The organism is Amycolatopsis sp. NPDC058340 (assembly GCF_042723975.1).
Taxonomy (GTDB): Bacteria; Actinomycetota; Actinomycetes; order Mycobacteriales; family Pseudonocardiaceae; genus Amycolatopsis.
In genome coordinates, this window is record NZ_JBHXIB010000003.1 from 30,086 (window position 1) to 43,192 (window position 13,107).

16 protein-coding genes are annotated in these 13,107 nt (G+C 70.2%); 8 read left to right on the forward strand and 8 right to left on the reverse strand.

Annotated elements, in window-relative coordinates:
* Window positions 1-65: 65 nt before the first annotated feature.
* Both ACFWIW_RS05195 and ACFWIW_RS05200 read left to right on the forward strand, forming a co-directional pair.
* Window positions 66-986, forward strand: coding sequence for a LysR substrate-binding domain-containing protein (locus tag ACFWIW_RS05195; protein ID WP_378367232.1), 921 nt, complete (start codon window positions 66-68; stop codon window positions 984-986).
* A gap of 6 nt (window positions 987-992) precedes the next feature.
* Window positions 993-1,355: a DUF5313 family protein gene (locus tag ACFWIW_RS05200; protein WP_378367233.1), complete on the forward strand. Its 363-nt coding sequence runs from the start codon at window positions 993-995 to the stop codon at window positions 1,353-1,355.
* Here the strand turns inward: ACFWIW_RS05200 and ACFWIW_RS05205 are convergent.
* Window positions 1,338-2,015, reverse strand: coding sequence for a response regulator (locus tag ACFWIW_RS05205; RefSeq protein ID WP_378367234.1), 678 nt, complete (start codon window positions 2,013-2,015; stop codon window positions 1,338-1,340). The genes ACFWIW_RS05200 and ACFWIW_RS05205 overlap by 18 nt on opposite strands.
* Window positions 2,016-2,049: 34 nt before the next feature.
* A complete protein-coding gene (locus ACFWIW_RS05210) occupies window positions 2,050-3,153 on the reverse strand; it encodes a histidine kinase (RefSeq protein WP_378367235.1) in 1,104 nt (367 codons plus the stop codon).
* 194 nt (window positions 3,154-3,347) lie between these two features.
* Here ACFWIW_RS05210 and ACFWIW_RS05215 point away from each other — a divergent pair, with 194 nt between their 5' ends.
* On the forward strand, window positions 3,348-3,677 hold the full coding sequence (locus ACFWIW_RS05215; RefSeq protein ID WP_378367236.1) for a DUF6223 family protein: 330 nt from the start codon (window positions 3,348-3,350) through the stop codon (window positions 3,675-3,677).
* Here ACFWIW_RS05215 and ACFWIW_RS05220 read toward each other — a convergent pair.
* On the reverse strand, window positions 3,662-3,883 hold the full coding sequence (locus ACFWIW_RS05220; protein WP_378367237.1) for a three-helix bundle dimerization domain-containing protein: 222 nt from the start codon (window positions 3,881-3,883) through the stop codon (window positions 3,662-3,664). The two genes, ACFWIW_RS05215 and ACFWIW_RS05220, sit on opposite strands and share 16 nt — an antisense overlap.
* Before the next feature lie 85 nt (window positions 3,884-3,968).
* Between ACFWIW_RS05220 and ACFWIW_RS05225 the strand changes: the two genes are divergently transcribed.
* Genes ACFWIW_RS05225 through chrA form a run of 3 tightly spaced genes read left to right on the forward strand, consistent with a single transcriptional unit; the run spans window position 3,969 to window position 6,314 of the window.
* Complete coding sequence (locus ACFWIW_RS05225) at window positions 3,969-4,712, forward strand: ArsR family transcriptional regulator (RefSeq protein WP_378367238.1); 744 nt, start codon at window positions 3,969-3,971, stop codon at window positions 4,710-4,712.
* A 7-nt stretch (window positions 4,713-4,719) separates the two neighbouring features.
* Window positions 4,720-5,103: a VOC family protein gene (locus ACFWIW_RS05230; RefSeq protein ID WP_378367239.1), complete on the forward strand. Its 384-nt coding sequence runs from the start codon at window positions 4,720-4,722 to the stop codon at window positions 5,101-5,103.
* A 26-nt stretch (window positions 5,104-5,129) separates the two neighbouring features.
* Window positions 5,130-6,314, forward strand: coding sequence for a chromate efflux transporter (chrA, locus tag ACFWIW_RS05235; protein ID WP_378367240.1), 1,185 nt, complete (start codon window positions 5,130-5,132; stop codon window positions 6,312-6,314).
* 3 nt (window positions 6,315-6,317) lie between these two features.
* Here chrA and ACFWIW_RS05240 read toward each other — a convergent pair whose 3' ends face one another.
* Window positions 6,318-6,932, reverse strand: a complete 615-nt coding sequence (locus ACFWIW_RS05240) for a carbonic anhydrase (RefSeq protein WP_378367241.1) — start codon at window positions 6,930-6,932, stop codon at window positions 6,318-6,320.
* Between the two features lie 51 nt (window positions 6,933-6,983).
* Window positions 6,984-7,433, reverse strand: coding sequence for a MarR family winged helix-turn-helix transcriptional regulator (locus tag ACFWIW_RS05245; protein WP_378367242.1), 450 nt, complete (start codon window positions 7,431-7,433; stop codon window positions 6,984-6,986).
* A gap of 79 nt (window positions 7,434-7,512) precedes the next feature.
* Between ACFWIW_RS05245 and ACFWIW_RS05250 the strand changes: the two genes are divergently transcribed.
* Window positions 7,513-7,977, forward strand: a complete 465-nt coding sequence (locus ACFWIW_RS05250; RefSeq protein WP_378367243.1) for a cupin domain-containing protein — start codon at window positions 7,513-7,515, stop codon at window positions 7,975-7,977.
* On the opposite strand, the gene ACFWIW_RS05255 is transcribed toward ACFWIW_RS05250, so the two are convergent.
* The gene (locus ACFWIW_RS05255; protein ID WP_378367244.1) at window positions 7,923-8,483 is read right to left on the reverse strand and encodes an RDD family protein; all 561 of its coding nucleotides are present in this window, start codon (window positions 8,481-8,483) and stop codon (window positions 7,923-7,925) included. The two genes, ACFWIW_RS05250 and ACFWIW_RS05255, sit on opposite strands and share 55 nt — an antisense overlap.
* A 77-nt stretch (window positions 8,484-8,560) precedes the next feature.
* Between ACFWIW_RS05255 and ACFWIW_RS05260 the strand changes: the two genes are divergently transcribed.
* Window positions 8,561-10,840, forward strand: coding sequence for an ATP-binding protein (locus ACFWIW_RS05260; protein ID WP_378367245.1), 2,280 nt, complete (start codon window positions 8,561-8,563; stop codon window positions 10,838-10,840).
* A gap of 26 nt (window positions 10,841-10,866) precedes the next feature.
* Here the strand turns inward: ACFWIW_RS05260 and ACFWIW_RS05265 are convergent, their stop codons facing one another.
* Together ACFWIW_RS05265 and ACFWIW_RS05270 are read right to left on the reverse strand one after the other, a co-directional pair.
* Window positions 10,867-11,727: a dienelactone hydrolase family protein gene (locus ACFWIW_RS05265; RefSeq protein ID WP_378367246.1), complete on the reverse strand. Its 861-nt coding sequence runs from the start codon at window positions 11,725-11,727 to the stop codon at window positions 10,867-10,869.
* A 189-nt stretch (window positions 11,728-11,916) separates the two neighbouring features.
* Entirely contained in the window at window positions 11,917-13,107 is a 1,191-nt protein-coding gene (locus tag ACFWIW_RS05270) for an oxygenase MpaB family protein (RefSeq protein ID WP_378367247.1), read from the reverse strand.

The following is a 13,107-nucleotide window of genomic DNA, read 5'->3' on the forward strand; positions in this document are numbered from 1 at the left end:
CTATGCCGAGTGCGGTCGCATAGCAAAAGTGAATGTTCCTACGCTGAAATCGGTAGCATCGCTTCATGAATCTGGGCCGGCTTCAAGCGCTCGCGTCGGTCGCGAAGTACGGATCCGTCGCCCGCGCCGCGGAAATCCTGCACGTCACGCCGTCCGGGGTGTCACAGCAGCTGAACAAGCTGGAGAAGGAGACCGGTCACCCGCTGCTCGAGCCCGCCGGCCGTGGTGTCCGGCTCACCCGGGCGGGCCAGGTGCTGGCCGAGCACGCGGCGCGAGTGCTCGCCCAGGTCGCCGCGGCCGAGGCCGATCTCGCCGCACTGGATCAGGAGGTGGCGGGTCCCCTGCGGATCGGGGCCGTCGGCAGCGCGATCCGGGAGCTGCTGCCGGACCTGCTGGCCGAACTGGTCGCCGACCGGCCACGGCTCAAGGTGACCCTGCGCGACGGCGAGGTGGTGGACTTGCTTCCCCGGCTGCTCACCGACGAGCTCACCGTGCTGCTGATGGAAAGCTGGGAGGCTCGGCCGCCGCTCCTGCCCGCGGGGGTCGCCGTGCGCACGCTCGTCCGCGAACCGGCCGAGGTCGCCCTCGCCGCGGATCATCCGCTCGCCGGGCGGTCCGTCGTCGACCTCGCCGACCTCGCCGGCCAGACCTGGACCTGCTGCCCGGCCGGAACCGAGGCCCACGTGGCGCTCACCCAGACCATGCGCGGGCTCGGAGCCGAGCCGGACATCCGGTTCGCCGTCGCCGAGTACCCCACCCAGCTCGCGCTGGTCGCCGCGGGGCTCACCGTCGCGCTCGTCCCCAGGATGGCCCAGCGGCCGACCCCGGACGGCGTCCGCTTCCTCCGCACCCGCCCGGTGCTGCACCGGGAAATCCGCGTCGCCTGGCGTACCGACGATCAGAGCCCGCCGATCCGCGCCTTGCTCGACGCGCTGATCTCGCGTCAGGAAGCGGTGACCCGGGTACCCCGCCAAGACGGGAGGTGATGCGCGATGGACAGGCCAGGACCGATCCGGTGGGTGCGGTACGTATACGGGCGACGCCTGCCGGAGCGATACCGGGAATGGGTGCTGCACGACGCGACCGCGCGCACGTGGCTGCTGAGGTTCGCCCTCCGGATCTGTTTCGAGGCGTTGCCGTGGCTCGCGATCGCGTTCGTGCTCCTGGTGACGCTCACCCCGTTGCCCGTGCCGGCGGTGCTGGGCGCGTTGATGCTGAGCCTCTTCCTGGGACTGTTCTTCACGATGACCAGCGCGGACGAGCTGGCCGAGGTCCGGCTCGGCAAACACGGTTTCCCGCGTGGCACCGGAAAAGCGGTCCGGTCGGCCAGGGGCGGCTCAGGCAGCTGGCCCTGACCGCTCGCCCGGTGCGACGAGGCCCGATTCGTAAGCGAGGATCACGAGTTGCGCGCGGTCGCGGGCGTGGAGTTTGGTCATGGCGCGATTGACGTGGGTCTTCGCGGTCGACGGACTGATCACCATGTGACCGGCGATCTCCTCGTTGGACAGGCCCCGCGCGACCAGGACCACGGCTTCGCGTTCGCGGTTGGTCAGTTCCTTCAGCCCGGTACCGCTGCCGCCGCCGGGCGGGAGGGTGACGTACCGGTCGATCAGCTTGCGGGTGATCGAAGGCGCGAGCAGGGCGTCGCCACGCGCGGCGACGCGAACGGCGTGCAGGAAGTCTTCCGGCTCGATGTCCTTGACGAGGAATCCCGCCGCGCCCGCGCGCAGCGCGTCGAAGACGTACTCGTCCAAGCCGTAGTTGGTCAGGATGACGACGTGCACCCCGGACAGCTCCGGGTCGGCGGAGATACGCCTGGTCGCCTCGATGCCGTCGACCCCGGGCATCTGGATGTCGATGAGCGCGATATCGGGCAAATGCTTTCTGGCGAGCGCCACGCCTTCGCCACCGTCGGCTGCTTCGGCCACGACCTCGATGTCGTCCTCGACGTCGAGCAGCGCACGGAACCCGCTGCGGAGGAGGGGTTGGTCGTCGACCAACAAGACGGTGATCATGGCGCCTCCGCGGGAAAGAGTACGTCGGCGCGGATCACGGCGCCTCCACGGGAAGTTCCGCCCGGACCGAGAAACCGCCCGCGTCCCGTGGCCCGGCGTCGAGACGGCCGCCGAGCGCGGTGACCCGTTCACGCATCCCCAGCAGCCCGACACCGGGGATCGGGGCGCTGCCCGGGGTGGCCTTGCCGTCGTCGTCGACCTGGATCGCGAGGGCGCCGGGACGGTGATCGATCCGCACCGACGCGGTCGTCGCCGCGGCATGCCGGGCGATATTGGTCAAGGATTCCTGGACGATCCGGTACGCGGTGCGGTCCACGGCCGCCGGCAGGTCGCGTCGTCGCCCTTCGACGGTGAGCGTCGCGTCGAGACCGGCAGCCTGTGCCCGTGCCACCAGATCGGGGATCCGGTCGAGTCCGTGCGGCGGATTCGTGTCGTCGTCACGCAAGGCTTCCAGGGTCGCCCGCAGCTCCCTGGTCGCCTCACGGCCGGCCTCGCGGATCGCGAGCAACGACTCCGGCACCGCCTCGCCCCGTTTGGTGGCCAGGTGGACGGCGACCTCGGCCTGCACCTTGATGACGGAGATCTGGTGGGTGAGCGAATCGTGCAGCTCCCGCGCGATGTGCAGCCGCTCTTCGTCGGCCCTGCGCCGCGCGGTCTCTTCGCGGGTGCGCTCCGCCTCGTCGGCCCGCCGTTCGGCCTGTCGCAGCGCTTCGCCCGCCGCGCCGGCGGCGATCAGCCAGGCCAGCTGGAGAGCGTCTCGGCTCTGTGCGAGTGCTTCGCCGACGGAAGAGGCATTGGCGGAGGCCAGAAGCACGAGCGGGAGCGCGACGATCAAGAGCACCGACCCCGCGACGGCGGCGATCCGATGTCCGGCGCGGACGGCGGCGTAGACCGCGACCAGATAGGCGACGGCGGGCACGGTGAAACCCACGGCCTGATACCCCAGCGCGCAGACCGCGGTCACGGCCAGGACCGTGAGGGGCGCCCGGCGGTGCGCGGCGAGCGCCAGGCCACCGGCGACCAGCGCCACGTGGCCCAGCGGGCCGAGACCCGTGGTGGTGTCCTCATCGGACAGTGCCGTGACCACCAGGACGGCCGTCACCCCGACGGCGATCGCCCAGTCCCAGACCCTGTCCATGCGTGCACCCTAGCCAGCCGTCCGCGCGTGCGACTCCTCCGCACGGACGATCCGGCGGCTACCACGAACGCGGTAGTCCCGGGGTTTCCACGCCCTCGGCGGCAGTCCGGAATGCCCGCGTTCACCGGACGACGCGGGGCCGGTCCGGCGGACACCATCGGCGGACAACAAGCCATCGAGTGAAGGAGCACCTCATGACGGTCCACTTGCTGTCCGCCGCTTCCCTGACCCCCGGCCGTCTTTGGTCCTTGATCGCCGCGCTGGCGGGGGTGATCGGCGTGGTCGTGGGAGGCTTGGCGCTCGCACGGAGCCGTTCCGGCGACACCCGGCGAGGAGCCGTCGTGGCACTGACGGCGGGCCTGCTCGGCATGGCGGGCGGCGCTTTCGTGGTGGCCGCGGCCAAGGGCGGGCCCGGCACGGGTTACGGGATCGTCGGTGGCTTCGTCGCTTTGGTGATCGGGCTGATCGCGGCGGCCCTGGGTGGGCTGGCCCTGTCCCGTCGAGCTTCTTATCGCGCCGGGTAGCGGGCGCGGAGCTCGTCCGCGGCCTTGCCTTCGGTCAGCTGGAGCAGGTAGGCGTCCACCGGGGCGTGGGAGCTGAGTTCGGTGAAGTTCCGGTGGACGATCGCTCCGACCTCTTCGCGGCCGGCGGGGAAGCGCTCGGTCAGCGTATCGACCAGTTTCTCGAGGTTTTCGTCGCTGGGCGGCAGATGCGGCGGCTGTGCGGTCATCACAACTCCACGTTCTCGGGGAGACGGCACCCCGCGACGATAACGGCCCCCGGGCCGCGGGGTCTAGATATATCAACCTGCGTTGATGTATCTTCGGACAGTGGCGACCTTCGAGACGGCCGATCCGCCGCCGTTCGTACGGCTGGCGAGCGATCCGCTGCGCTGGCGGCTGCTGCGCGAGTTGTCGCACGGCGACCGCCGGGTGCGGGAGCTGGTCGACCTGGTCGGGCAGCCGCAGAACCTGGTGTCCTATCACCTTGGCAAGCTGCGGGCCGCGGAGCTGGTCACCGCGCGGAGAAGCAGCTTCGACGGCAGAGACACCTACTATCACCTCGATCTGGGGCAGTGCGCGGACGCGCTCGCCGAGGCGGGAGGTTCGCTGCATCCCGCCCTGGCGCCGATCGGGGCGGACATGAAGAAGGCCGGGCCCCGGCTCAAGGTGCTGTTCGTGTGCACCGGGAACAGCGGGCGCTCGCCGATGGCCGAGGCGCTGCTGCGGCATCGGGCCGGTTCACGGGTCGAGGTGTCCAGCGCGGGCAGCCATCCGAAACCGCTGCATCCCGACGCCGTGCGCGTTCTCGCCGAGCGCGGCATCGCACTGACCCACGAGCCGTCCCATGTGGACGGTCTTCGGCGCAGGCGATTCCATTGGGTGATCAGCCTTTGTGACCGGGTCCGCGAGGTCTGCCCGGAGTTCCCCGGACATCCGCGCGTCATCCATTGGAGCCTGCCGGACCCGGCGAAGGAAACCGAGACCTATCCGGCGTTCCGGCGTCTCGCCGCCGAACTGGACCGCCGGATCGGGTTCCTGACCGCGATGATGAGGTGAACAGGGCATGACTTCGGATTTGGTGAGTGTGCGTTACCTGGTCGACGACGTCGAGGCCGCCGTCGAGTTCTACACCGGGCACCTGGGTTTCGCGGTGCGTTCGAGCGTGTTGCCCGCGTTCGCCGACGTGGTGCGCGGGAATCTCCGGCTGCTCCTCAGTGGGCCGGCGAGTTCGGCGGGCCGTCCGATGCCGGACGGCACGAAACCGGTCCCGGGCGGCTGGAACCGCATCCACCTCGTCGTCGACGACATCGACGCCGAAGTCGCCAGGCTGCGCGCGGACGGCGTCCCGTTCCGCAGTGACGTCGTGACCGGGCCGGGTGGCCGCCAGATCGTGTTCGACGACCCGGCGGGCAATCCGGTCGAACTGTTCCAGCCCGCGGCCCGTTGATACCGCACCACGAGCCGGAGCCCTCGATGCCGGGAAAGTCCGCGGAGGACTCCGTCGTCGCGCCGAGCCTGGGGACCGTCCTGCGGGAATGGGGCCGGATCGGCTGTATCGGGTTCGGCGGGCCGCCCACCCATATCGCCCTGCTCCGCAAGCTGTGCGTGCAGCGCCGGGAATGGCTGTCGGATCAGGAGTTCGAGGACGCGATCGCCGCCTGCAACCTGCTGCCCGGCCCGGCGTCGACGCAGCTCGCGATCTTCACCGCGTGGCGGGTACGCGGCCGCGCGGGGGCACTGGTCGGCGGCGCGGCGTTCATCTTGCCCGGCCTCGTCGTGATCCTGGCGCTGGCCGCGCTGTTCCTCACCGGATCCCCGCCAGCCTGGGTACGTGGAGCCGGCGCGGGCGCGGGTGCGGCGGTCGCCGCCGTCGCGGTGCACGCCGGGGCAGGCCTGATCCCGGCGGGCTGGCGGCGCGCGGCCACCACCGGCCGCGTGCGCTGGGCCTTGTACGTCGTGGCGGGTGTCGTGTCGGCCGCGCTGCTCGGCCCGTGGCTGGTGCTGGTCCTGCTGGGCTGCTGCGTCGTCGAACTGACCGTGAACCGCGCGCGCCGCGGCGAGTCCAGCGCGGCGTTGTTCGCCGTTCCCGCCCAATCCTGGGCGGCCACGGTCGCGGGCGCCGGCGTGTTCGCGTCCGTCGCGTGGGTGGCGCTCAAGGTCGGGATGCTGTCCTACGGCGGCGGCTTCGTGATCATCCCGCTCATGCAGGACGACGCGGTGAACACCTACCACTGGATGAGCGCGGGGGAGTTCCTCAACGCGGTCGCGCTCGGCCAAGTCACCCCCGGCCCGGTGGTGCAGACCGTCGCCGTCGTCGGTTACGCCGCGGCCGGTCTCACCGGCGGCATCCTGGCCTCGCTGGTCGCCTTCGCGCCGTCGTTCCTGTTCATCCTGTTCGGTGCCAGGCATTTCGACCGGCTGCGCGGCAACCCGAACGTGCGGGCGTTCCTCGACGGCGCCGGTCCGGCGGCGGTCGGCGCCATCCTCGGCTCGGCGATCCCGCTCGCGCTCAGCCTGACCCAGGGATGGCAGTACGCCGTGCTCGCCGGTGCCGGGGTCCTGCTGTTCGTGCTGCGGCGCGGAGTGGTGACCACGATCCTGGCCGCGGCGGCGGCCGGAACGGTGCTCGCGCTCGCCGGAGCGCTCCTGCCGAGCTGAGGTTCAGTCCAGTCCCCGGGTGGTGACGACACGCGCGTTGCCGTCGGCCAGGTGGTAGGACAGCCCGACCACGGCGGTCTTCCCGGCGTCGATCTTCTCGGACAACAGCCGGGAACGGTCGATCAGGAGGTCGACGGTGTGGCGGATGTGCTCGTCGATGATGTCGTCGTTGCCGGTGAGCCCGGCGGCGCGGGCGGCGAGGACGCTGGGGGTGACCCGTTCGATGACGTCGCGGACGAAGCCGTTGGTGCCGAGCCCGTCGGTCAGCGCCGCCCGGGTCGCGGCGACGGCACCGCAGGAGTCGTGGCCGAGGACGACCACCAGCGGGCAGTCGAGGATGCTGACGGCGTACTCGATGCTGCCCAGCACCTCCGAACCGGCGACGTGGCCCGCGGTGCGGACGACGAACAGGTCGCCGAGCCCGCGGTCGAAGATGATCTCGGCGGCCAGCCGTGAGTCGGAACAGCCGAAGAGGACCGCGAAAGGGCTCTGTTCGGGAGCGGTTTCGGTGCGGCGGACGGCGTCCTGGTTCGGGTGTTCCGGAGTACCGGCCACGAACCTTCGGTTACCGGCGAGCAGAAGGTCGAAGGCCTCGGAAGGGGTCGGCGCGTCGCTCATGGGGCGGAGATTACCGGGTGCCGCGCCGAGCAGCAGGGCTGATCGATTTCGTCACATTTCGAGTCGCTCGGAGACGGCTCGCATGGCGCGGCCGACGGCTCGGAGGTCTTCCGGCGCGATCACGTCCACGAAGTGTTCGCGGACGGTGCGGAGATTGTCCGGCGCCGCCCGGCGCAAGGTCTCGTAACCCTGGTCGGTGAGCCGGGCCCGTACGCCGCGGCCGTCGTCGGCGGTCGATTCCCGCTGGACCAGTCCGCGCGTTTCCAGCCCGTTGACACGGTGCGAAAGGCGGCTGCGCGAGTAGTACGCCGATTTCGCGAGGTCCGCCATGCGCATCGACCGGCCGGGGGCTTCGGAAAGCCGCACCAGGAGTTCGAACTCCGCCAGGGAAAGCCCGTGCTCCTCGCGCAACCGCCGGTCGAGCAGGTCGACGAAACGCACGGATCCTTCGATGAACGCCCGCCAGTCGCGCTGCTGTTCCGGGTCGAGCCAGTCGGTCACGGCGCTCAGCTTAACAGTTGACGCCTTCAACCACTCCGGGCTAGTTTTGGTTGAAGACTTCAACTAGATGGGGAACGCGATGACGAACGAAGCCTGGGTGATGCGGGAGAAGGACGCGGAGGTCGTCGAGCGGCCCGCGTTGCGGCTGCTGGCCGACGGCGAGCACACGGGCGGGTTTCTCGGCGCGAACCGGTTGTCGCTACGACCCGGGGAGCCCGGTACGAAACCGCACTACCACAAGAAATCCGCGGAAGCGTTCTACGTGCTCGACGGGGCGCTGCGGATGCTGGTCGGCGCCGAGACGGTCACGGTCGAGCGCGGTGGTTACGTGGTGATCCCGCCGGGCGTCCGGCACGCGTTCGCCGCGCCGCCGGAGAGCGCCGCGGACGTCCTGATCACGCTGGCGCCCGGGGTCGACCGGTTCGGCTATTTCCGGGCGCTGCCGGAGATCCTGCGCGGAAACGTCGCACCGGAAGAGGTCGAGCGTCTTCACGAGCGGTATGACGTGCACTTCGTCGACGCGCCGGAATGGGACACGCCGTAGCGCTCCCGCACCCGCCGGGTCGCCTCGTCGTCGATGCTGAGCCGCCGGACCGAGCCTGCCCCGCCCGATCCGGCCAGCACCATCGCGACGAGCAGGAGGGGGAACAGCACCGTCCGCACGAACATGGCCCAGCAGGCCGACGCGCCGAGCCGCCCGCCGTCCGCGATCCGGACGAGCCGGGTCCCGGTGAGCGCGGCGCCGAGACCCCGGCCGTTGCCGAAGAACAGGCCGTAGAGCACCGGAACGCCGATCAGCAGGCCGAGCAGGGGCAGCAAGGGCGCGTTGCCGGAGATCGCGCTGTTCCGGGTGGCGACCGCGAACACGACGAAACCGATCCCGGCGCACAGCAGGTAGACGGCGAAGTCCACCAGCCAGGCCGCGAGCTCCGCCCACGCGCTTGCCGCGACGTACAGCGTCCCGTTGTCGAACGTGCCGAGCCGTTTCGCGACCTTGGGCCCGAAGGCTCGTTCGACTTGTTCCTTGGCGATGTCCAGCCTGCCGGTCATGGGGCATTATGCGCGAAACCCCAGGCTGTGGTGCGAACAGCCCACTCCGTCCGGCGAGCATGCTTCGATGGGGGATCATGACGAACGACAGCGAGGTCCGGTCGCGGCCCCTGACGAGCTACGTCAGCCGTACGGACGACGAGGACGAGGTGCGGCGGCTGCTCGGCGCGGGCCGTCTGGTCACCTTGACCGGCGCCGGCGGCGTGGGCAAGACGCGGCTGGCCGCCCAGGTGGCCAGTTCGCTCACCCGGGCCTTCCCCGGCGGCGTGGCGGTCGCCGGACTGGGTGAGCTGCGGGACGAGCGTCTCGTCGCGCGCACGGTCGCCGACGGGCTGGGCCTGCACGACACGGCGGGACGCACCGACCTCGAGGCCGTCGTCGCGTATCTGCGGCCGCGGCGGTCGCTGCTGCTGCTGGACAACTGCGAACATCTCCTCGACGGCAGCGCGGAACTGGTGACGGCGTTGCTGCGCGACTGCCCGGACCTCGTCGTCCTGGCCACCAGCCGCTGCTCGCTGGGGCTGGCCGGTGAGCACGTGCTGGCGATCCCGCCCCTGGCCGTGCCCGGCGAAGAGGTCGGGACACCGCGGGAAGCGCTCACGTTCGGCGCGGTGCGGCTGTTCGCGGAGCGTGCCGCCGGCGTGCTGCCCGCTTTCGAGGTCGGCGAAAGCAATGTCGCGGACGTCGTCCGCCTCTGCCGCCGTCTCGACGGCCTGCCGTTGGCGATCGAACTCGCCGCGGCCAGGATCCGTGTCCTGTCGCCGTCGCAGATCGCGGACCGCGTCGAGGACGGCTCGGCGGTCCTGGCCACCGGTCTCCGGATGCCGGTCGAGCGGCATCGGACGCTGCGCGCCACCATCGAGTGGAGTCACTCCCTCTGCACGGAGACCGAGCGGATCGTCTGGGCCCGCTGTTCGGTGTTCGCCGGGCAGTTCGACCTGTCCGCCGCCGAGGCCGTCTGCGCCGAAGACGGCGGACTGGACTCGCTCGCCGTGCTCGACGCGGTGGACGGTCTGGTCGACAAGTCGGTGCTGGCGCGTATCGACGGCGCGGACAGGGTCCACTACCGGATGCTCCGGTTGCTCCGCGAATACGGCGGGCACCGGCTCGCCGATTCCGGTGACGAACTCACCGTGGCGAGGAAGCATCGCGACCACTACGCCACGCTGATCGGACAAGCCGCGGCCGCATGGTTCGGGCCGGGACAGGACGAGGCGTACGAACGACTGACGGCGGCGCACGCCGACATCCGCGAGGCGCTGTCGTGGTCGCTCCGCACCCCCGGTGAAGGTGTGGTGGCGTTGGAGATGGCCACCGGCATGATCGAATACTGGGTGGCCCGCGGCGCGGCCTGGGAACTGCGGGACTGGATCGATCGCGCGCTCGAGGCGGTGCCGCCGGAGACCCGGGGGCGGGCCCGCGGCCTGGCGATCGCCGCCCTGTGCGCCGCGTTGCACGCGGATCTGCCGGGGGCCCGGCAGCGGTTGGCCGCGGCCGAAGCGATCGAGGACGACGAAGCCGCTCCCTACGTCGCTCACGCGAGTGCTTTCGTGAGGATGCTGGCCATCGAGCCGAACACCATGGTCCGGGCGGCGGAAGCCGTGCGGCTCTTCGGTGAGCGAGGCGACGTACGGCGTCAGATGCATCCGATGTTCATCCAAGGTGTCGCACTGGCCTACCGGGGAGACCTGCCGGGAGCGCGGGAGCTGCTGGGCTCGATGCGACGGCTGTGCGAGGAAGCGGGGGAGTACCGGTATCGCTCCATGGCCCTGTTCGGGCTCGGGGTCGCCGAGGTCTGTTACGGGGGAGACCTCGACGCCGGTGAACGCTGTATCCGCGACGCGCTGGAGATCGACCTCCGCGTGTCCGACGTGCTCTCCGCGGCCTACCGGGTCGACGGCCTGGCCTGGGTGTCGGCCCGGCGTGAGGAGTGGGTCCGCGCGGCGGAACTGTTCGGGATCGCCGCCACGCTCTGGGAACGCTGCAGCGCCGAGCCCGACGTGGCCGTCACCGCGACCCGCCGGATGTTCCACGACGCGACCCGGAAGGCATTGGGGGACAAGAGGTTCGACCTGGCCATCGCCGAAGGGCGGCGGCGGAACCCGCACGACGCGCTGGCCGGTCCCGGGACGCCGTCCGCCGGCGAACCGGCCGACCTCCCGCCGCTGACGCCGCGTGAATCCGAGATCGCGCGGCTCGTCGCGGCCGGGCTGAGCAACCGCGAAATCGCGGCGAGACTGGTCATCGCCCGGCGCACGGTGGAGACGCATCTGCAGCACATCTCGCACAAGCTCGACTTCGCCAACCGGACCCAGCTGGCCGTCTGGGTCGAGCAGCGGGACCGCGGACCGCTGTGACCCGGAGGTCACAGCGGCCGACGGTGTCAGCCGAGCGGGCAGGTTCCCTGGTACACGGCGATCTTCGGATCGTTCGCCGGAAGCGGGCACAGGAACTGGTCGTACCTGGTGTCTTCGTCCACGAAGCGTTTCATCCACGAAATGCTGTACTTCGCGATGGTCGTGTTCGGTTTCGTCGGCGCCATGTGGCCGGCGCCGGCCAGCAGCATGTACGCCTTGTCCAGCGACTCGGGAAGGCTTTGGTAGAACGGCCGGGAATGCGAGCCGTCCGGGGCGATGAAGTCGTTCTGGGCGCTGACGACGAACGTGGGGACCTTCAGATCGGAGAACGTCGTGTTCGGATTCCAGCCCGTCAGCGGGATGGCGGCCTTCAGCGTGGGTGCCTTCTGCGCGGCGATCAAGGATCCGCCGCCGCCCATCGAATGTCCCATGACGGCGAGCCTGCCCGGGTCGACGCGGTCTTTGGCCTGGCTCTTGTCCGTCACGTAGCGCAGGGCCGCGAGCAGCTGGTCGGACCGGACGTCCGGGGTGTCCCAGGTGCTTTTGGTCGAGAACGTGATGACGACGAATCCCTGCGAGGCCAGGCGCGGCCCGTACCAGGCGATCGCGCTCTCCGTCTCGAAGAAACCGGGCGCGATCGCGATCGCGCCGAAGGTGCCCTGGCCGGTGTCGGTCGGGTAATGGATCGTCCCGCCGCCGAAACCTTGTCCGGCGGGGACTTTCTCGGTGGCGGTCTGGAACGATCCCCGGTCCGCCTCGATGCTCGCGTTCGTCGGAGCCGGGCCGCGGGCGTAAGGATTCTCTTCGGCGTCCGCCGGTGCCGCCGCCACGAGCAGTGCGGTCACCGCACTGAGCACCGCGGCGCCCCATCGTGATCCACGCTTCATCGCGTATGTCCTCTCGGAAGAACCGTTCCGGGGCCGGAACGGTTTCCCAGATATAGCGGGGATCCGGCCGGACGCGCGTCGTGGAAACTACTGAGAAACGAAAAACTGTCACGTCGAGAAGGTTTCCGGCCTCGTGAGTGGTAAGGACGGTTAGAACCGTCCTTACCACTCACGAGGTGACGTGGGCGGTCAGGTGCCGGCCCGGTTCCCCGTGGGGATGGTGATCAGCGTCGTCGTCGGTGAGGTGCCCTTGTTGAGGAACAACATCGCCAGCGCGCGCACCAGCTGGTCGAACATGTAGAACCCGGCGGGCATGATGGGGATCAGCCCCTCGCGGAACGCGATGTAGGCGGGCCAAGCGGTGCGGATGAGGGCCGCGGACGCGTAATCGCGGCGCAGCCCGAGCCAGTCGCCGATCGCGTCGCTCAGCACGTAGCGCACGAATTCGTTCAGGAATCCCCGTGTGACGCCCAGATCGACCTGCGCGGTGAGCCCCAGCAGGTCTTCCGCGAGCTCTTTCCCTTCGAACGAAGGGGAAAGGATCGGGGTGAGCACCTGCGCCGACTGCGCTTCCGCGGCCGCCCACGTCTTCGGGATGAACTCCTCCCGCACGCCGAGCAGGTGGATGGCGACCTGCCACATGTGGAGGAAGGCGTCCTCGTCGGCGGCCGACATCGGGACCTTCCATTCGCGCAGCTTCCGGTGCACGTAGGTGCCGAGACTGTGGAAGGTGACCAGGATGTCGCCGTTGCTGATCGGGATCCGCTCGTCCGCGACGGCCTTCCAGTGCGGCGACTGCGGCAGCAGATGCCGAACCGCGGCGTGCACCAGCCGCGTCTTGTTGGCGGTGACCACGAACTGGCCGTCGGGCTCGAAGGCGTTCAGGTCGCTCAGGTCGTAGCCGAAGGTGAACGTCTTGGCCGCGCGGTCCTGCATGTCGGCCCCGCCCGCGGACCAGTAGACCGATTTGGCCTCACGCGGGATGACCGTGCTCATGATGCCGCTGCCGAGCCCGTACAGCATGAACAGATAGGTGTCCTTGCGCCGGTTGAAATCGGCCGCGCGGCGCAGCTTCGCGGGGTCGGCCCAGGACGGCAACCGGTTGACGCGCTGGAGATAGCCCGCCAGATCGGCGGGCAGTCCGCCGGGGAGCGGATCGTTGTTGTCCACCCAGGACCGCATCGCGGTGTTGACCGCGGGCACCTGGCCCGCTTCGAGAATCCCCGCCATGATGCGGTCGATTTCGTCGTCCCAGACCCACCATGGGTCGGCGGCCGTGCCGGTCTGCGTCGCACCCCAGGCGGGGGCGACGCTCGCCGCGCCCACCAGGCCCAAGGCGACGCCGAGGGACAGGACATTCCTCCTGCTGAGATCGCTCAT